Genomic DNA, 18,641 nt, shown 5'->3' with positions numbered 1-18,641 from the left:
ATACCAGCCAGAAGGGATGGATGAAGATGGCAATAAGACAGTTGGCAAGCAAGTGGTTAAAGACGAAGGCACTATTGAGTAATCCTAGTGTCATAAAGTTTATTCCACTGACAAGGCACTTAACTGATTCTAACATGCGAAAGATGCTTCGTAGATTTGGAATGGTTGTTGTGAAGCCAGTTGTTGGTGGGGGTGGATATGGGGTCATACGAATAAGTATTAGTGCGAAAGGGTATAAGCTAACACATCATTCACAAACTTTGAGTTTTTCGAGTTTTGACAATATGATGATAGCATTTCGCAAAATAAAAGCATCTAGACCCTACTTAATACAACAAGGAATCCGTCTGGCAACCATTAATGGGCGACCTATTGACTATCGGGTAAAGGTAGTTAAGTCAGGGGGGGAATGGATATTCCGTTCTATGGTAGGGCGTCTTGCAAAGCCAGGTCTGTTTGTTACGAATCTGAGTAAGGGAGGGACATTGCTTAGTTGCCACGAGGGATTACGTCGGTCCATGCCTAATAAATCGACCAAAGCTAAGCGTCAAGAAATGCGTCAACTGACAAGAGTGTGCACAACCATTATGGAGCGACATTTCCCGGGAATTGGTGAGCTCGGATTTGATTACGGGGTGGATATAAATGGCCGGATTTGGATTTTTGAAGTAAACACTCGTCCACAATAAGAACTATCGAAAAGTTGAGTCACGGACTTAATAGAGGGTAATTTAATAGAGTAGATAAAGAATAAAAAAATATTTTTTTTGGAAGTGAAAGGATTCTGCCCTGTGCATAACAATTGTCCACATTATCCACTGCTATTTGACAGTCTATTTGACTATTATCAACAAAATATACACAGGTTCTCCACAGTGTCCTGTGGATAAATAGAACGCTTGTTCTGCTATTGATTGTTTGATATGATAGTTTTAGGAAGAAATAGGAAAGGATATGGTTGTCATAGCTATATTAACGGATGAGATGTTGCTAGATTCCTATGAGCTGGCAGTTCAGTTAAAGCTAGAGCGTGATTTCATAAAGCTACTATTAGCTGAAATAAACAAACGTAATTTAGGTATTTAGGTAGTGATCGGTACTTATAAAGTTGGAGTTTCGGAGGTGTGCGTGCATTATTAACATACATGATTATGACAGACTAATAGAGGGTATCCACTTAACGATAAAGCATGTCCGTTAAGAAGGGATACCCTTAAAGCTGTTTATTTATAATAATGGAAGTTATAGCTTCATGTTACTGCTATGGCCTGGAGAGAGACGTGCTTCAGGATCAATATATACTTTGGCATTATTTACAGCTGTAGGAGCCTCGCCAAATCCTACGGCAATGAGTTTTAACTTCCCTAAATAAGTAGTAATATCTCCTGCTGCAAATATACCTGGGATATTAGTCTCCATTCGTGAATCTACAACAATTGAATTACTTTCGATGGTGATGCCCCATTCAGATATAGGTCCTAGAGAGGATATGAATCCGAAGTTAACAATAACCTCGTCTACTTCGATCTCTTGCGTTTCTTTTGTTTTAACATGTGAGAGGGTGACTCTTTCTATTGTGTTCTCTCCGTGAAGATCAGTGATTTCTGAAGGTGTAACTACATTTACTTTGGAAGACATTAAGTTCTCAACACTGTGTTCATGTGCACGGAACTTATCACGACGATGGACAAGAGTAACTTGTTCAGCAATAGGTTCTAGCATAAGTGCCCAGTCAACTGCGGAGTCACCGCCACCATTGATCAGTACCTTTTTACCTTTGAAAGCTTGAAGGTCATTCACAAAGTAATGAAGATTCGCCTTCTCGAAACGTTCTGCCCCCGGAACTTCTAGTCTGCGAGGTTCAAATGCGCCCACACCTGCTGTTATGATGACTGCCTTAGAATGATATTCACCTTGGTCAGTTGCAACAATGAAATGGCGTTCATCTACTTTAACGACAGAGATGACCTTTTCTTCAAGACGTAGAGTAGGCTTAAAGAGATCCAATTGCTGTTGTAGGTTATCTACAAGTTCTTGAGCTGTCACTTTAGGGAATCCAGCAACATCATAAATGTATTTCTCTGGATAAAGAGCAGCAAGTTGCCCACCAAGCTGAGGCATACTTTCGATAAGAGTTACGGACGCTTGACGCATACCACAATAAAATGCAGCAAACATACCAGCAGGTCCGCCCCCGATGATAATTATATCGGTCATTTCTTCGTTAATTGGTTCGGATGTCATTCGGTAAAGCACCTCCAAATAAATAGTTATTGTTTCATAATTGATCTTATTCATTATAATCTGATCGACAAGATAAGAAAAGTGTCGTCCTTTACAAATAAATCTTGATATTTACTTGCAAAATGGCTAGTATTTCTATGTATATGTGATGAGCTAGATCAATAATGAAACATACCTTTGATTATATCTTATAAAAGGTTTAGTATATATGTGATAAATATCTCATTTCTAGAATTGAAGTGTTTTATTATTGATATGTAAATTTTCACAACATAAGGTTTGAAAAGCTTAAAACTATATAAAGAGGAAAACTTGGAAGGAGTAGGATCATGAGCAACATTCCCAAAATTGTAATTCTAGGTGCTGGATACGGAGGAATCTTAACAGCGCAAAGACTACAAAAAGAATTAAAGTATAACGAGGCTGATGTTACGCTGGTAAATCGACATGACTATCACTACATCACAACACATCTGCATATGCCAGCTGCAGGGACAGATAGTATAGAGAATACACGCGTTTCAATTTCGAATTTAATTGATGAATTTAAGATTGATTTGGTGAAATCATCTGTACAAGAGATTCGTCCGCAAGAAAGAAAGATTATTCTTGAAGATGGTACGCTTTCTTATGATTATCTTATCATCGCATTGGGAGGAGAGCCTGAAAGTTTCGGTATTCCTGGGCTTGCTGAACATGCGATGTCCATTCGAAGCATCAACTCGGTCCGCCTGATACGCAAACATATTGAATATCAATTTGCACAATATAAGAATGAGAAGAACGCACAAGAACGCATTAATTTCGTAGTTGGGGGAGCTGGATTCAGTGGTATTGAATTCGTAGCTGAGCTAGCTGATCGTATTCCGAAGCTTTGTAAAGAATATGATGTGGAACCTAATCTTGTGAATATTTATAATGTTGAAGCAGCTCCAACTGCATTGCCAGGGTTTGCTCCCGAATTAGTGGAGTACGCTATGGAAGTACTTAGAAGTAAAGGTGTAACGTTCAAAATGGGCGTAGCCATCAAGGAATGTACAACCGAAGGAGTTCTTCTTGCAACAGGTGAAGAGATCAAAGCTTCTACTGTTGTATGGACGGGTGGAATTCGTGGGAATCATATGATCGAAGCTGCAGGCTTCGAGACGATGAGGGGTCGGGTCAAAGTTGATGAGCAATTACGCGTCCCAGGTAGTGAAAATGTATTTATCATTGGAGACAACTCACTTGTGTTCAATCCAGAAGGTCGCCCATATCCACCAACTGCACAAATAGCGATGCAACAAGGTGTGTGTTGTGCACAGAACGTGGTAGCTACGATACGTAAGCAACCGCTGAAGAAATTCAATTATAGTAATAAGGGTACAGTCGCTTCTCTAGGTAAAGGTGAGGGGATTGCAATTGTAGGTAACAAGACTTATAAGGGCTGGATCGCAGCTCAACTGAAGAAAATTGTAGACATGAGATATCTATTAACTATCGGCGGCATTGGACTTGCGCTGAAAAAGGGAAGATTCTTATAGGATGAGACATTGCAGCGTTCAAGTTCGTGGGTTACTTACGAGGGATGAATTGGATCGTTATAATGCACTGATGGAAGTTGGATCTTACTTAGAATCACAAGATGCTTACGATATGGCTTATACGGTTCAGAAGGAAGTTGATATTCTGATTCTACCAGCTATTGAAAGGCTCAAGGAGAAAGGTCGTGCTCGTGATGCAGCTACGGCGGAATATCTGAATTCTAGGAAAGAAACAACGCAAGAATAACAAGAAGAAAAGGATTTGTCACCCGTTCATTGGTGTGACAAATCCTTTTTTTATAATGAAGTAATTAAAGCTTATAATTTAAGCATATCTTGGAAAGATTGCTCGTTCTGCAGACTACCTACATAGAATGCTCCAAATTCGCCATAGCGAGCACTAACTTCATCGAAACGCATTTCGTAGACAAGTTTCTTGAATTGGAGAGCGTCATCGGCGAACAAAGTGACTCCCCACTCCCAGTCATCAAGTCCAACGGATCCAGTGATGATCTGTTTCACTTTACCAGCGTAGCTGCGACCGATCAAACCATGGCTACGCATTAATGTGCGACGTTCCTCCATGCTGAGCATGTACCAGTTATCTCCGAGATCGCGTTTCTTGTTCATTGGATAGAAACAGATATATTTATTTTTTGGAAGAATAGGTTTAAGTCGTGCGACTACTTCCGGACTATCCATAGGGTTACCGCCATTTGCACTAGCCATATAATTGCTGAGTTCAACAACACTGACGTAGGAATAAGCTTTGGTCGTGTATTTAGCAAACATTGTTTTATTAAATGCCGTTTCGACAGCATTTAAATCTTCTAGTGTTTCGCGTAGGTGCATAAAAATAAAATCAGCCTTCTGACCGACAATGGAGTACACAGTACTACTCCCTTTTTGAGCAGATTCTACATGAGTCCACTCTTGCAGAAATGCATGAAGTTCATCTAGTGCCATGGCACGGTCTTCGTCATCAGCAGATTTCCAGGCAGCCCAATCTATGGAACGTAAATCATGAAGAGAATACCATCCTTCAAGGGTTTGTGCGACTTCACTCATATGATCAATCACTCCTAATTTTGGTAACATCCTATTACAATAATTATATTGTATCTCAAGTGGAAGCCATTGAGCAAACGATGTCACAATCAATTCACGCAATGTTCATTGCTTCGTGACAATTTATTTAGTAAACTAGCTACTAGCTAGTCTTTTGGTGATGTTTTTAATTGAATAGTTGATATGAAGAAGAGGTGAGCTAAACCAAGTGGGATTTATACCTATGATCGTATTGATGGTGTTGTTCTTTGTAATGATGTTCGGCATTGGCTTTATTCTTAATATGTTAATGAAGACAACGTGGTTTCCTTGTTATTTATTCATTATCGTGATCTTGCCCGTTGTTCTATATTCTATGTGGGATCACAGTATGTCCTTTTGGACTCATCTTAGTTCGTTTCATATAGGAGACTATCTTACGGGGATTGCTGGTTTAGTAGGGGCCTATGTTAGTGGTTGGGCGATCAAGAAGTTGCGTCAAGGTGGATATACCATGTTTTGAATATGTGTCCTTATAAGCGGTCCTTCCTTACGGAGGGGCTGTTTTTCTATATATGGAAAATGATGTAATTTAAATAATAAACATGGAATACGTCGAATGCACTATTGAAATTATGATAGAATAGAAGAAGTGTACGTAATGAGTGGGAGGTAAACAATGCGCATAAAGAGTCTTCTACATTATACTGAGAACCATCTATACTATGTGTATCGTAATTTTAGTTTAAGCAGCTTGGATGAAAGAATGCTAAGTTGTATCTATCAACCGATGGTTGGTGCATTCGCTATTAGTTTCTATCGTCTGCTGTTTCAACAAATACCTGTAGAGAAGATAGGTTATTCCAATATAGATCAACAACGCCACCTGTTTTTAACACTGGGGATGGATCCTAGTGAGGCGGGGCGCAAAGTTCTTATAGAACAAGCTTCGAAGCTTGAAGCGGTAGGTCTTTTACAAACAAGTCGTATTTATATACCAGATAATGATGATTATATGTACGAGTATGAATTGGCAGCCCCATTATCACCGTCTGATTTTTTTAATACGCAGCACTTAACACTTTTATTACGCGATAAGATTGGTAAGTTTGCGGTTCTTTCTTTACGTGAGGAACTGTGGGCCAAAGAACCTGAAGAATGGTCAGGAGCTACGCACAATAAAGAGAATATTTCGGTGCCCTTTTATGAAATCTTTGAATTAAACACACATGTGATAGATTATGAATTGGAGCAAGCACTATCTGAAGTTTCTACCACAAGACAATCGGTTCTACAGGCAGGCGATGAAAGTAACGGTCTGAACTATGCTGATATCATTCTTCGTTTTCCGAAAGAATCTGACAATCGCCAGTATGTCGAGAAGCTTCGTTTCAACTTTGAACAAATGGGCATTGTGAATTACGTTGTCAATAAATATGATCTGAGTGTTCAGGATTTATGTCGTCTTCTTGATGAAGATGGAATATTTACTGTACAGGGGGATATCAAACTGGATGAATTACAACATCAGGCTAATTTACATTTTCGCCAAGGAAAGAAAAGACAAGAACAACGAGAAGTTCAAGCAGGTAAAATAATATCTATTCGTCAAGCGCAAGAAACATCTACAGCGTCCCTTCAAATGGAACATGCTGTGCAGATGGAGTATTATGTTGAAGTTCCGATGCAATTTAAGTCTAAATGTGATATACATCAGTATAATATGATGCTTCGAAATGAACCATATACTAAATTACTAAAGACGCTATTTCCTGGTTCTGTGCCGGATAACTTCGTAGATATATTTGAAAAGATTGATCTGAGTTATAAGCTTCCTGGAGAAGTTATTAATATACTCATTCACTATTTGATCTCACTATTGGCTTCAGGTGGTGATCAGCGTATTAATCGTAATTTTGTAGAGGCTATCGCATCTAATATGTTGTTGAAGCAGATTGATACCTATGAGAAGGCAGTGCAGTACATTAAAGATCAGTCCAAGGTGAAAGGTAAGCAGGCGCAAGCCTCAGGTAACACACGAAGTCGGACATATGGCAAAACTACGAAGGTGAAGCCGGAAATTCCTGTAGCTCAGGATAACAGTCCGGCTGAAGAAGTGTCAGAAGCACAGTTTGAAGAAATGATGAAGATGGCTGCCGAAATTCAAGCGAATAAGAAACAAGGCTAAATCCGAATAGAGTATTAAATAATCATTTTAAGGGGGATAAGGGATGGAGTCTTTAGGTGAACTTCTCAAGCAGATGAAGAACCCTTCTTTCCGTCGTCAGCAACAGGAGCTAGAAGAAGAACTGTTTAATCATCCGCGGATTAAGGAGTTACGTATACTTCATCCTGAATTAGATGATGCTAAGCTACGTCTCAATATGAGTCGTTTATATCAGTATGTTGGTGATAAGCGTAACTGTGATAACTGTCCCGGACTTGCTAAATGTCCCAATGACTTTCAAGGCCATTTTACTAAACTTGAGGTGCAAACAATCAATGGAGTGGCAGAGTTAAATGAACGGAAGGCCCCCTGCGCACTCTATGTCACTAAACAACATGAGGATCAAGTGAAGAAACGTATTCAGAGTTTTTATGTGGATGAGCGGGCATTGAATGAGGGGTATAAAGAAGTAGAGATTATGGGCAAGGATCGTTTGCGTGCACCTGCAGTACAACAGGTGTTTCAATATATTAGCGAGACTAAGGAGAATGGATTATCCATACGTGGATTGTATCTCTATGGTTCATTTGGAACTGGGAAGACATTTCTTATGAGCTACATGCTGCACGAATTAGCGATTGCGGGCTTCACTGGAGTTATAGTCTATATGCCGGAGTTCGTGGAGGATTTGAAATCGTTAATGATGGATAATGTAAAGCTTAAGGAAACGACTGAAATGATGAAGAATTGTGATTTGCTTATTTTTGATGATATTGGTGCGGAGAATTTGAATCCATGGGCTCGCGACCATATCATGGGATCTATTCTAAATTATCGAATGAATCGCAAACCAACATTTTATACTTCGAATTACAACCTCGAGAGTCTAGAGAAGCATCTCAGCTTTACGAATAAGGATGGGGAAGAAGGATATAAAGGGCAACGTTTAATGGATCGAATTGCGCCTTTCGTTGATGTAGTGAACTTACATGGAGAGAACCATCGTGGCAATCGATAAATGAAACAAGCTGAAACGGCTGCGCCGTCCTTTTGAAGGGGTTCATGCTTCCGATGCTAGCGATACTTCGTATCGCTTTAAGGTTTCCGTCTCTGCCGAAATATAAGAAATGGAGTATGAAGTGAAACTTATACTTTCTTATATTTTTACAAAAAGGGGCTGACTCGCTAGGTCAGAGTTAAGACCTTTCGGGACAGCCCCTTCCTGTATTGTCCTAACATGAGCTACGATTAGCCAACGACAATGAACTTGATAATAACCATACCGAAGAATAGAACGGTCATGAGTAGGAACATACCACCAAAGCCAGCCATTAAATCGCCCAAATCATCACGTGGCTCTTCATTGATATGTTCACGTGGATCTTTGAAATGCACATTTGCTTCCATGATCAAATCCTCCTCATAAAGATCACTTTTTTTGCACATGATAATAATCATAGACAAATAGACCTAACTTACTTCAAGTATACTCAATACTAAAAGAACTTGTAAAGAATATCTAGAAAAAGTGAGTGTGGGCATTTCGCATTGCTAATTAAAATGTGCTATACTTAGAACTGTCCTCAAAGACATATCAGTTTAAATTCATGGAACTTTCCTAAATTAAGGAGGAAATATAATGGCTATTGTTAATGTATCTGATCAATCCTTTTCCGGAGAAGTAGAAGGTCAAGGAATAGTATTAGTAGATTTCTGGGCACCTTGGTGTGGTCCTTGTAAGATGATCGCTCCTATTCTGGATGAACTATCCACTGATTTAGGTGATAGTGTCAAGATCGCTAAAGTGAATGTGGATGAGAATCCAGAAACAGCATCTCGTTTCGGTGTCATGAGTATCCCAACTTTGATTGTCTTCAAAGATGGTCAACCGGTAGATAAAGTGGTTGGATTGAACTCGAAGGAAGCATTAAAGAACATGATCACCAAACACCAATAAGAATGATGTTATATTCTAAGCGTCTCCGGATTCCGGGGGCGCTTTATTACAATGCGATGATGATAAGAGGTCTGAAGGGAGGAAATGAGAGTAAATGGAGCACCAGATCCATTCTGAACAAGAGAAAGAGAAAGCTCAAATTCATATCAGAAATAAATTAGCCTTGTTACCGGATCTTCCTGGATGCTATTTGATGAAGAATAGCGAAGGAACTATTATCTACGTGGGTAAAGCTAAAGTGCTTAAGAATCGGGTTCGCTCTTATTTTACAGGGAGTCATAATGCAAAAACCCAACTGTTAGTATCTGATATTCGAGATTTCGAATATATCGTTACAAGGAGTAATATAGAGGCGCTTATTTTGGAGTGCAATCTGATTAAGGAACATCAACCCCGATATAATGTTTTGCTAAAAGATGATAAGACATTCCCCTATATAAAGATTACAAATGAGTTACACCCTCGCTTGGAAGTGACACGTCGTGTACTGAAGGATAAAGGAAAGTATTTCGGACCTTATCCGAATGCCTATGCGGCGCAGCAGACAAAGAGGCTTCTTGATCGTATGTATCCCCTTCGTAAATGTAGCTCGAAGCAGAAGGAACCATGTCTCTATTATCATATGGGACAGTGCTTAGCGTGTGGCACAGATGAGGTGCTTCAAGCGACATATGATGAGATTATACAAGAAATTAGCTCTTTTCTAAATGGTGGGCATGAAGTCATAAGGAAGGAACTGCAGCGTAAGATGCTTGAAGCTTCCGAGGAACTTTATTTCGAACGTGCGCAAGAGCTTCGTGATCAGATTATTAGTATAGATACGATTATGGAGAAACAGAAAATTACAACTTCGGACGCAAGAGATCGAGACGTACTCGCGTTTGCTGTGGATAAGGGCTGGATGTGTGTTCAGATTCTTTATATGCGCAAAGGGAAGATGATTCACCGCCATGCTTCGGTCTTTCCGTTCTATGGGGAAGCCTACAGTGACTTTATGACTTATGTTACGCAATATTATTTGGACAATCCGGCATTACCACAAGAGATTCTACTCCCTGACATACAGCGGGAGGAACTTGACATAGAGGCTACAAGTGAGGTTATTGCCCCTTTATTAGCAGGGAGTTTGGATGCTAGCAACGTTGTTTCATCCCTTCAGGAGTGGTTAGGAATTAAAGTATATGTACCACAGCGTGGGATGAAGAAGCACTTAATAGACATGGCGATTGAGAATGCGAAGGTTGCTTTAGATGAGAAATTCAGACTTATTGAACGTGACGAAGAGAGAACATCTATAGCGGCTGCTAATTTAGGTCAAGCGATAGGAATTGATTCACTACACCGAATAGAAGCTTTCGATAATTCTAATATTCAAGGAACGAATCCTGTATCTGCCATGATTGTATTTATTGATGGTAAGCCTGAGAAGAAAGAATATAGAAAGTACAAAATTCGTACGGTTGCGGGTCCAGATGATTACAATACGATGCGTGAGGTCATTCGTCGTCGCTATGAGCGTGTGTTGAAGGAGAACTTGGAAATGCCAGACCTCATCGTAGTAGATGGCGGAAAAGGGCAAATCTCGGTCGCTGTGGATGTGTTACAGAATGAATTAGGATTATTTATACCTGTGTGTGGGCTAGTGAAGGACGTGAAGCACAGAACTTCTCAGCTAATGATTGGTGACCCGGCTGAGACGATTCAGCTTCCACGCGATAGCCAGGAATTCTATCTTTTACAGAGGATTCAAGATGAGGTCCATCGCTTTGCCATTACCTTTCATCGTGAACAAAGAGGTAAATCGATGGTTACTTCGCAACTCGATGCTATTCCCGGAGTGGGGGATAAGCGTCGTAAGCTTCTGCTGAAGCATTTCGGTTCACTCAAAAAAATAAGAGAGGCCAGTGTCGAAGACTTCCGGTCTCTCTCGATAGGCGAGAAGCTCGCCTCACAAATTATTGCAGCACTTCAGGAGGAGTCATAACATAAGGCTTCTCTTTTTTTCTGGAACGAAACATGTAAATGAGATAAGCGACGATGAATGGCATGATCATAGAAACAATTCCAGCTATGATATTGGTAGTGTCCCCTAGCATGAGTAGGCTCAATCCCATAAGGATGCTATTGAACACAACATGACTGAACATGACAGCGATATAGCCATAGCGTAAAAAGATGAAACTGAACAGTAATCCGATGATAATAAGCTCTATTGGCCGTGAAATAACGGGATAAATAGGATAAAGTGTATGACCGAATGCCCAGATGATGGATGGAATCAGGCAGGCTACAAAGGTATTTTTAACAAGCTTCTTCATCATCTTTATGCCGAATAAACGATAAACAGCTTCCTCAGAAATTCCAGCCACCCATGCTAATAATGGCAACATCCAAGGGTAGATCATGTTAATGGGAGACTGTGTTGCGTCTGTCGTGGACCAACTATGGATCGTTAGATCTAAAGTGAAATAAATAATAGATTGTATTCCTAACAATATTAATGCCCATAAGTATCCAACGAACATGCTATGAAGTACATAATGTCCATAACCTGTTTCTTTCCAGCGTGGCCAAGGATTCAGATTGGCTTCCTTTCTCCATAAGCCATCTCCGCCGACAAGAGAGAAGTACAATAAGGCAGCCATAACTAAAGTGAGAGCCCCTTGCACGATCAATCCGATGATCAGAGCAATACCTGTAACCCCTTGCGCTTCCAATGCGGGTAACATATTTAGTGTGCTCAACATCGATACAATGAAGTAGAAGGAACTCAGGAATATACCTCTTACAAAAGAAGTATGCCTTCTAGTTAATGCACTATAAACGATAGCGAGTACACCTAGTACCAGAGTCAGAAACCCATATCCAAGGAAAGTCATCCAGAGTGCTTTCGTGCGTTCGTTGTTCACATAGGAAGAATGCTCTTCTGGAACTGAAAATGAAGGTTGGAAGGATTGTATTACTTCAGAGCCGAAGGTGAAGTTAAACTGTAGTTCAGCCTCACCAATCATCGTGGATGAATCAGCATACGTGAGGTGAGAATCTTCATTCGGAACGATGTGGAAATCACTTGGATTATAGCCTGATTTACTCAACCATTGTACAGCAAGAGCCTCTTGATCTCTTGAATTCATGGGAACTTCCATAGATGGTGCAGTAAGAGATTTCACCTGAGCAAAGGCTACGATTTCACCTGTGTTCATATGTATATCAATATTGAAAAATGTATTTGAATCGACTTCCTTTAGACGGACGCGATATACGTCGTATGGATATTTACTTGCAAAAGTCTCATCATATTTCTTTACGAGTTTCTCTTTAGCAAGATAACCATATAATTCTGAATGAGATTGATATGTGACGAGACTTTCTTGAGAAGATGCTACTTCAAGTTGAAGTTGTGACTCAGCATATTGTGTTGCAACTACTCTTGCTTGTTCCTTACTAATTAAATCCCTGCTCTGCTGCTCCAATGTATCTGAAGCTGTACTAGGAAAAACTTGCACAATCATGAATACAAGCAGACCGATAGCTGCGCAGATACTCAAAATCTTATAATTAGCTTTCAGTTTCAAAGGTTGCCCTAACGAATTCATTTATTTCCCTCCCAAATTTTTATGTAGCCATTAGAATAACGTAAACATAGCATAGGTTCAAGTTGTTAATCCAGTAACTGTAAAATGAAAATGCGAAAACATGTTAAAAGCGAAGATAATAACATATAAACAGAGAGAATAACCCTTGGAGGACGCCCCTTATCCTCTTTTAACGTTATATTGAATCATTTATACGAAAAGGAACTTTGTACAGTTTCTAAATAAGGATTATAATCGTGATGCAAATAAATAATGCGCCGAATTTTCATATGAAATACGGTGGAACCAACCCGAGAGGCATCGGATTTCCAGTGTCTTTTTTTGTTGGTCTTTTAAGGGGTGAACGTGTTGAAGTTAAAGTTGAGTTGGATTAAATTAGCCCCTCCGCAAATTCTAGTATTGGGTTTCGCCAGTATTATTATGTTAGGAGCTTTGTTACTCACGTTACCTATCTCTAATACAACAGGAAAGCCGCTAGCTTTTATTGATGCATTATTTACGGCTACATCGGCTACATGTGTAACTGGTTTGGTAGTTAAGGATACAGGAATATTTTTTAGTACATTTGGTCAAATTGTCATTGTTGCACTCATTCAAGTGGGTGGTCTTGGCTTTATGACGATGGCGACGATGTTCTCATTAGCTCTAAAAAGGAAGATTTCGCTTCGGGATCGATTACTACTGCAAGAAGCGATGAATCAGAATACAATGGAAGGTATAGTACGTTTGATTCGAAAAGTATTATTGTTTTCCTTCGTGATAGAAGGAACTGCAGCAATTGTGTTGACTAGTCGTTGGGCATTTGACATGCCTTTTGGAAAAGCTTTATACTTTGGTATTTTTCATGCGATCTCGATGTTTAACAATGCTGGTTTCGATCTATTCGGTCATTTCCACAGCCTCACAGGTTCTGTATATGACCCTATAGTTAATTTTGTAGTTATGTTCCTGATTGTGTCAGGTGGGATTGGATTTATTGTATTATCTGATATAGTAGATTTTCGAAGAACACGCAGATTATCACTGCACTCTAAAGTTGTGCTGTCCATGACAACATTCTTGATCTTATTCGGAGCGATCATTATATATGTTTTCGAATTTACAAATACCAAAACGTTGGGATCGCTGCATGGAGGAGGAAAGATCCTCAGTTCCTTTTTTCAATCAGTCTCGACACGTACAGCTGGAGCGAACACGATTGCTATTGGGGATATGCGACAGGCCTCTCAATTTTTCATGGTTATACTTATGTTCATTGGTGCTTCACCAGGATCCACTGGAGGTGGGATCAAGACGACGACGTTTACAATTATTATTGGAGCTGTTATCGCAATGTTACGTGGTCGAGATGATATTGTGATGTTCCGTTACCGTCTTGCGCAAGAACGGATATTCAAAGCTCTGACGATTACAATACTTTCACTTTTGCTTGTCATAGCTGTAGTCATGGTACTCTCTACGACAGAAGACAGTAGCTTTTTGATGATATTATTTGAGACTACATCTGCCTTCGGTACGGTAGGGCTCTCCATGGGGTTAACGACGGACTTAAGTTTTACGGGCAAAATCCTCATTATCTTTACGATGTTTGCTGGTCGTCTAGGACTGATTACACTTGCTTATGCACTAGGACCGAAGAAAGGAAAAGAATTATACCGTCATCCTGAGGGTAAAGTGATCATTGGATAAATGAGAAATTGAAGTATGAAAAAGGGGCATTGGGATAAAAATGAAAAAGAAGCAGTTTATTGTTATTGGGTTAGGCCGGTTTGGATCGGCAGTAGCACTTGAACTTATTGCACTAAATTATGAAGTGCTAGGTATTGATAGAAATGAAGAAATTGTAAGTAATATGAGTGAATTACTCACTTACGCTGTTGTAGCCGATGCATCAGATGAAGAAGTACTGAAATCGTTAGGTGTTCGTAATTTTGATTGTGGGATTGTAGCCATTGGAGACGATATTCAAATGAGTATTCTTGCGACCATCATCTTAAAAGACTTAGGGGTGACCACTGTCATAGCTAAAGCGATATCTGTTCTGCATGGGAGAGCACTTGAGAAGCTTGGCGTAGATCGAATTATTTATCCCGAGCGGGATATGGGCATCCGGGTGGCACACCAATTGGTCACTCCCAATCTGTTGGATTATATTGAGCTTTCGAAAGATTATAGCATTGTCGAGATTAAAGTACCGGTTCGGCTTGATGGAAAGACATTGGCAGAAATAAATACGCGTGTGAGATTTAGCTGCAGTATCGTAGCCTTGCATAGAGCAAATGGAATTATTATAGCTCCTACCGCTATGGATCAGCTTCGGACTGATGATATTATGGTCATTATTGGATCTAACGAGAACATAGCACAATTGGAGAATGAACTAATGATCGACAATTAAATGGATTGGGGCTAACCCAGAATCTGATGTAATGGATTCTGGGTTTATTTTTGGGCTTATTGATAAAGAGTAGATGAGTTGAATAATGATGTCGTTTCTTCGGTCCATTGTTGGGCGGCTTTACTTAGCTCCGAATAATCCCCGTAAATTAAGGAAGTAGTCCGTCGAGTCTCTTTGAGATCGGGGATATGGATAAGTATTAGTTCATTGTCATCAAGTAATCTTTGATGTAAATAAGATTTGGGAAGTAGTGTTACAGCCTTACAAGTCGGTAGTAAGCGAACAATGGCTTCGAAAGAATCGATCTCCATCCGAATATCCGGAATGATTCCCGTACTTTGAAATAGCTCGTCTGTTAATTTGCGATACCATGTTCCGCTGGAGAAGATAATCATCGGTATTCCTTGCAAATGATTCATGTTGACCTCAGTCAGTTCAGCTAGAGGATGGTTTCTCGGAAGAACTAATTCCAAATGGTCATCAAATAATGGGATGCAGGTTAGACCTGGTTCATATATAGAAGAAGCAACAATCCCTACGTCAATCTTCTTCTCGCGAAGTGCGGAGACGATCTCGTGAGTTCTCCCTGTAACCACTTTGATTTCAGCTGTCGGATACTTTACCATAAATGTATTTATTAATGGCGGAAGAGTAGTTTGGAGAGTCGTTAGACTGGCTCCGAGAGTGACAGAGATTTGGCTTCCATCTTGATGTTGGGAAATAGTTCTCAGAAATTTCCTTTGTTGCTTACCTTGTTCCTGGGCAAAGACATAGGTTAAATGTCCGATGGAGGTTAACTCTAATCGTTTGCCGCGTCGATGGAAAAGCTTGACCCCAAGATCGCTCTCCAATTTTGCGATTTTGCGTGATAAAGCAGGTTGAGAGATATTAAGTAGTTTGGAAGCCTTATTAAGGCTGGATTGTTCCACGACAATTGCAAATACATCTAATGATTCAAACATAGTACACCTCCCTGATTAAAATATAAGAAAACATAAGCTTTTTTGAAAAAAGACGGCATAGCTGTTTCTACTTGTTTATATATTAGCATATGCGTTTTAGTTATAACTAATAATACTTATATTGCAATTCCATTATAAGATGAAATGGAGTAACATGAAAAGTGCCACAAGATGTTCACAAAATAGGGAGATGAATAGAGGTTTTATAGCAATCTCTGTGGATTATGTCATGTTTTAATGTGGTTTTATAATAAACTATGAATTGAAAACGCTGTTATGGAAAGGGGAATACTCGTCATATGAAAGGGTATTATGCCAGAAAGATTCACTCGTTACTCGGGGTTATTCCATTAAGTTTCTTTTTACTGGAGCATCTAGTGACGAACTTCGGTGCATTTGAAGGAGGACTTGAACAATTTAATGAGGGAGTTGCCTTCCTAAATGGCTTGCCATTTGTATTCTTCATGGAGATGTTTCTCATTTGGTTACCACTACTCTATCATGGGGTGTTTGGCTTATATATTGCTTATCAGTCCACACCTAACGTAGGTTCATACAAGTATGAGCGTAACTGGAGATACACGTTACAACGAATTACAGGCGTACTTACATTCATGTTCGTTATTTGGCATGTATATGAAACTCGGGTGCAAGTAGCTCTTGGAAATGTTACACATGAAGAACTGGGAGGCATCATTCATGCCGTTGTAATGAACCCTATTACCTTCACATTATATCTAATCGGTGTTCTATCTACAGCTTTTCACTTCTCCAATGGCATTTGGTCTTTCCTTGTAAGTTGGGGAATTACTGTGGGCCCACGTTCTCAACGTGTATCATCAATGATGTGTATGGGGCTATTTGCTATCGTATCAGTACTGTTCGTATTGTCACTTATTGCCTTCCGTAATGTTGAATTTGCGAGTGCAATAGATGTTATTGGATCATTAAAGACAGTCTTAAGTTAAGGGGTGCTCAATTATGGCAACAACAAATATTATTATTGTGGGCGGTGGATTAGCTGGGTTGATGGCAACCATTAAAGCAGCTGAATCAGGGACTCACGTACACTTATTCTCATTAGTTCCAGTTAAGAGATCACACTCTGTATGTGCGCAAGGCGGAATTAATGGAGCGGTTAATACGAAAGGGGAAGGCGATTCTCCTTGGGAGCATTTCGATGACACTGTTTATGGTGGAGATTTTCTAGCGAATCAACCTCCTGTCAAGGCGATGTGTGATGCAGCACCGGGTATTATTCATCTCATGGACCGGATGGGTGTAATGTTCAATCGTACTCCAGAGGGATTACTTGATTTCCGTCGCTTTGGGGGTACCAAATATCACCGGACAGCGTTTGCAGGAGCAACAACGGGTCAGCAGTTGTTATACGCATTGGATGAGCAGGTACGTCGGTATGAGGCAGACGGATTAGTTACTAAGCATGAGAATTGGGAATTTCTATCTGCAGTTATTGATGATGAAGGTATATGTCGGGGAATATGTGCACAAGACCTGAAGAACATGGAAGTTCATACTTTCGTTGCTGATGCGGTGATATTGGCAAGTGGTGGTCCAGGTATCATATTCGGTAAAACAACGAACTCTGTCATTAATACGGGTACAGCGGCAAGTGCTGTTTATCAGCAAGGTGCCTATTACGCTAATGGTGAGTTCATTCAGATTCACCCGACAGCTATCCCAGGGGATGACAAGTTACGTTTAATGTCAGAATCTGCACGTGGGGAAGGCGGACGAATCTGGACATATAAGGATGGAAAGCCTTGGTATTTCTTAGAAGAGAAGTATCCTGCTTATGGAAATTTGGTTCCACGCGATATTGCGACACGGGAAATATTCGATGTGTGTGTCAATCAGGGTCTTGGGGTAAATGGAGAGAATATGGTATATCTTGACCTTTCTCACAAGGATCCAAAGGAATTAGATGTGAAATTAGGCGGTATTATTGAGATATATGAGAAATTCATGGGGGATGATCCTCGGAAAATTCCTATGAAAATATTCCCTGCGGTCCATTATTCTATGGGTGGAATATGGGTTGATTACAATCAAATGACGAATATTCCAGGACTGTTTGCTGCTGGAGAATGTGAATATCAGTATCACGGTGCGAACCGCTTAGGAGCTAATTCACTCGTATCTGCAATATATGGTGGTATGATTTCTGGACCGAAGGCAGTCGAATATATTAAGGGCTTGAAGAAGAAAGCGGAAGATGTTCCTTCCTCTTTATTTGAGCGTTATAAGAAAGAACAGACGGATATATATGAGAATCTGCTCGCGATGGATGGAACAGAGAATCCTTACGTCATCCATAAAGAGCTAGGCGAATGGATGACGAATAACATGACTGTTGTTCGCTATAATGACAAGCTTGAGGCTACTATTGAGAAGATTAAAGAATTGAAGCTACGCTATAAGAATATCAATATGAGTGATAAATCTCGTTGGAACAATCCAAGTGTGGCGTTTACCCGTCAACTATGGAATATGCTTGAGCTTGCTCAGGCAATGACACTAGGTGCACTAATGCGTGATGAAAGTCGTGGTGCTCACTATAAGCCGGATTACCCGGAGCGTAATGACGAGCGGTTCCTGAAGACAACCAAAGCGAAATGGACGCCTGAAGGTCCGCAGATCTCATACGATGAGATCGATGTATCTTTAATCCCACCGCGAATTCGCGACTATTCGAAAGAAAAGTAGAGCTTATGCCTTCGATGTAT

At 40.1% G+C, this 18,641-nt stretch carries 18 protein-coding genes; 13 read left to right on the top strand and 5 right to left on the bottom strand.

Features of this window, described 5'->3' with window-relative positions:
- Positions 1-26: 26 nt before the first annotated feature.
- Both AC1TO9_RS11230 and sda read left to right on the top strand, forming a co-directional pair.
- Positions 27-689, top strand: coding sequence for a YheC/YheD family protein (locus tag AC1TO9_RS11230; RefSeq protein ID WP_482059336.1), 663 nt, complete (start codon positions 27-29; stop codon positions 687-689).
- Between the two features lie 274 nt (positions 690-963).
- The gene (gene sda, locus AC1TO9_RS11225) at positions 964-1,086 is read left to right on the top strand and encodes a sporulation histidine kinase inhibitor Sda (RefSeq protein ID WP_482055675.1); all 123 of its coding nucleotides are present in this window, start codon (positions 964-966) and stop codon (positions 1,084-1,086) included.
- Between the two features lie 156 nt (positions 1,087-1,242).
- On the opposite strand, the gene AC1TO9_RS11220 is transcribed toward sda, so the two are convergent.
- Positions 1,243-2,244, bottom strand: a complete 1,002-nt coding sequence (locus AC1TO9_RS11220) for an NAD(P)/FAD-dependent oxidoreductase (RefSeq protein WP_482055548.1) — start codon at positions 2,242-2,244, stop codon at positions 1,243-1,245.
- Positions 2,245-2,573: 329 nt separating this feature from the next.
- Here AC1TO9_RS11220 and AC1TO9_RS11215 point away from each other — a divergent pair, with 329 nt between their 5' ends.
- Both AC1TO9_RS11215 and AC1TO9_RS11210 read left to right on the top strand, forming a co-directional pair.
- Entirely contained in the window at positions 2,574-3,767 is a 1,194-nt protein-coding gene (locus AC1TO9_RS11215; protein WP_482055549.1) for an NAD(P)/FAD-dependent oxidoreductase, read from the top strand.
- A gap of 1 nt (position 3,768) precedes the next feature.
- Complete coding sequence (locus AC1TO9_RS11210) at positions 3,769-4,014, top strand: hypothetical protein (protein ID WP_482055550.1); 246 nt, start codon at positions 3,769-3,771, stop codon at positions 4,012-4,014.
- A 71-nt stretch (positions 4,015-4,085) separates the two neighbouring features.
- On the opposite strand, the gene hemQ is transcribed toward AC1TO9_RS11210, so the two are convergent.
- Positions 4,086-4,835: a hydrogen peroxide-dependent heme synthase gene (gene hemQ, locus AC1TO9_RS11205; protein WP_482055551.1), complete on the bottom strand. Its 750-nt coding sequence runs from the start codon at positions 4,833-4,835 to the stop codon at positions 4,086-4,088.
- A gap of 208 nt (positions 4,836-5,043) precedes the next feature.
- On the opposite strand from hemQ, the gene AC1TO9_RS11200 reads away from it, so the two are divergent.
- The 3 genes from AC1TO9_RS11200 to dnaI all read left to right on the top strand — a co-directional run bounded on the left by AC1TO9_RS11200 (position 5,044) and on the right by dnaI (position 7,999).
- Complete coding sequence (locus AC1TO9_RS11200; protein ID WP_482055552.1) at positions 5,044-5,337, top strand: YuiB family protein; 294 nt, start codon at positions 5,044-5,046, stop codon at positions 5,335-5,337.
- A gap of 156 nt (positions 5,338-5,493) precedes the next feature.
- Positions 5,494-7,002 carry a DnaD domain protein gene (locus AC1TO9_RS11195; protein WP_482059199.1) on the top strand — a complete coding sequence of 503 codons (1,509 nt, stop codon included), beginning with the start codon at positions 5,494-5,496 and terminating at the stop codon, positions 7,000-7,002.
- Between the two features lie 43 nt (positions 7,003-7,045).
- Positions 7,046-7,999, top strand: coding sequence for a primosomal protein DnaI (gene dnaI, locus AC1TO9_RS11190; RefSeq protein WP_482059198.1), 954 nt, complete (start codon positions 7,046-7,048; stop codon positions 7,997-7,999).
- A 230-nt stretch (positions 8,000-8,229) separates the two neighbouring features.
- Here the strand turns inward: dnaI and AC1TO9_RS11185 are convergent, their stop codons facing one another.
- Positions 8,230-8,388: a YqzM family protein gene (locus AC1TO9_RS11185; RefSeq protein ID WP_482055555.1), complete on the bottom strand. Its 159-nt coding sequence runs from the start codon at positions 8,386-8,388 to the stop codon at positions 8,230-8,232.
- Positions 8,389-8,620: 232 nt separating this feature from the next.
- Between AC1TO9_RS11185 and trxA the strand changes: the two genes are divergently transcribed.
- Together trxA and uvrC are read left to right on the top strand one after the other, a co-directional pair.
- Positions 8,621-8,938, top strand: coding sequence for a thioredoxin (trxA, locus tag AC1TO9_RS11180; protein ID WP_482055556.1), 318 nt, complete (start codon positions 8,621-8,623; stop codon positions 8,936-8,938).
- Positions 8,939-9,032: 94 nt separating this feature from the next.
- The gene (gene uvrC / locus AC1TO9_RS11175; RefSeq protein ID WP_482059197.1) at positions 9,033-10,922 is read left to right on the top strand and encodes an excinuclease ABC subunit UvrC; all 1,890 of its coding nucleotides are present in this window, start codon (positions 9,033-9,035) and stop codon (positions 10,920-10,922) included.
- On the opposite strand, the gene AC1TO9_RS11170 is transcribed toward uvrC, so the two are convergent.
- Positions 10,894-12,534, bottom strand: coding sequence for a CPBP family intramembrane glutamic endopeptidase (locus AC1TO9_RS11170; protein WP_482059196.1), 1,641 nt, complete (start codon positions 12,532-12,534; stop codon positions 10,894-10,896). The genes uvrC and AC1TO9_RS11170 overlap by 29 nt on opposite strands.
- A gap of 348 nt (positions 12,535-12,882) precedes the next feature.
- Here AC1TO9_RS11170 and AC1TO9_RS11165 point away from each other — a divergent pair, with 348 nt between their 5' ends.
- Both AC1TO9_RS11165 and AC1TO9_RS11160 read left to right on the top strand, forming a co-directional pair.
- Positions 12,883-14,223, top strand: a complete 1,341-nt coding sequence (locus AC1TO9_RS11165; protein WP_482055559.1) for a TrkH family potassium uptake protein — start codon at positions 12,883-12,885, stop codon at positions 14,221-14,223.
- Positions 14,224-14,263: 40 nt separating this feature from the next.
- Positions 14,264-14,932: a potassium channel family protein gene (locus AC1TO9_RS11160; RefSeq protein ID WP_482059195.1), complete on the top strand. Its 669-nt coding sequence runs from the start codon at positions 14,264-14,266 to the stop codon at positions 14,930-14,932.
- 56 nt (positions 14,933-14,988) lie between these two features.
- On the opposite strand, the gene AC1TO9_RS11155 is transcribed toward AC1TO9_RS11160, so the two are convergent.
- Positions 14,989-15,894, bottom strand: a complete 906-nt coding sequence (locus AC1TO9_RS11155) for a LysR family transcriptional regulator (RefSeq protein WP_482059194.1) — start codon at positions 15,892-15,894, stop codon at positions 14,989-14,991.
- A gap of 299 nt (positions 15,895-16,193) precedes the next feature.
- Between AC1TO9_RS11155 and AC1TO9_RS11150 the strand changes: the two genes are divergently transcribed.
- On the top strand, positions 16,194-16,862 hold the full coding sequence (locus AC1TO9_RS11150; RefSeq protein ID WP_482055562.1) for a succinate dehydrogenase cytochrome b558 subunit: 669 nt from the start codon (positions 16,194-16,196) through the stop codon (positions 16,860-16,862).
- 13 nt (positions 16,863-16,875) lie between these two features.
- On the top strand, positions 16,876-18,621 hold the full coding sequence (sdhA, locus tag AC1TO9_RS11145; protein WP_482055563.1) for a succinate dehydrogenase flavoprotein subunit: 1,746 nt from the start codon (positions 16,876-16,878) through the stop codon (positions 18,619-18,621).
- Positions 18,622-18,641: the final 20 nt, after the last annotated feature.

Source organism: Paenibacillus sp. Y916, assembly GCF_056786435.1.
Note: the sequence above shows the minus strand (reverse complement) of the source record. Positions and strands in the feature narration are given on the sequence as shown.

What these genes read in the sequence shown, in the direction of transcription:
- AC1TO9_RS11215 (WP_482055549.1), top strand. Translation starts at nt 2,574, where the DNA reads ATGAGCAACATTCCCAAAATTGTAATTCTAGGTGCTGGATACGGAGGA.
- uvrC (WP_482059197.1), top strand. Translation starts at nt 9,033, where the DNA reads ATGGAGCACCAGATCCATTCTGAACAAGAGAAAGAGAAAGCTCAAATT.
- AC1TO9_RS11155 (WP_482059194.1), bottom strand. Translation starts at nt 15,894, where the DNA reads ATGTTTGAATCATTAGATGTATTTGCAATTGTCGTGGAACAATCCAGC.
- AC1TO9_RS11170 (WP_482059196.1), bottom strand. Translation starts at nt 12,534, where the DNA reads ATGAATTCGTTAGGGCAACCTTTGAAACTGAAAGCTAATTATAAGATT.
- AC1TO9_RS11185 (WP_482055555.1), bottom strand. Translation starts at nt 8,388, where the DNA reads ATGGAAGCAAATGTGCATTTCAAAGATCCACGTGAACATATCAATGAA.
- trxA (WP_482055556.1), top strand. Translation starts at nt 8,621, where the DNA reads ATGGCTATTGTTAATGTATCTGATCAATCCTTTTCCGGAGAAGTAGAA.
- AC1TO9_RS11160 (WP_482059195.1), top strand. Translation starts at nt 14,264, where the DNA reads ATGAAAAAGAAGCAGTTTATTGTTATTGGGTTAGGCCGGTTTGGATCG.
- AC1TO9_RS11150 (WP_482055562.1), top strand. Translation starts at nt 16,194, where the DNA reads ATGAAAGGGTATTATGCCAGAAAGATTCACTCGTTACTCGGGGTTATT.
- hemQ (WP_482055551.1), bottom strand. Translation starts at nt 4,835, where the DNA reads ATGAGTGAAGTCGCACAAACCCTTGAAGGATGGTATTCTCTTCATGAT.
- AC1TO9_RS11220 (WP_482055548.1), bottom strand. Translation starts at nt 2,244, where the DNA reads ATGACATCCGAACCAATTAACGAAGAAATGACCGATATAATTATCATC.
- AC1TO9_RS11230 (WP_482059336.1), top strand. Translation starts at nt 27, where the DNA reads ATGGCAATAAGACAGTTGGCAAGCAAGTGGTTAAAGACGAAGGCACTA.
- AC1TO9_RS11195 (WP_482059199.1), top strand. Translation starts at nt 5,494, where the DNA reads ATGCGCATAAAGAGTCTTCTACATTATACTGAGAACCATCTATACTAT.
- dnaI (WP_482059198.1), top strand. Translation starts at nt 7,046, where the DNA reads ATGGAGTCTTTAGGTGAACTTCTCAAGCAGATGAAGAACCCTTCTTTC.
- sdhA (WP_482055563.1), top strand. Translation starts at nt 16,876, where the DNA reads ATGGCAACAACAAATATTATTATTGTGGGCGGTGGATTAGCTGGGTTG.
- AC1TO9_RS11210 (WP_482055550.1), top strand. Translation starts at nt 3,769, where the DNA reads ATGAGACATTGCAGCGTTCAAGTTCGTGGGTTACTTACGAGGGATGAA.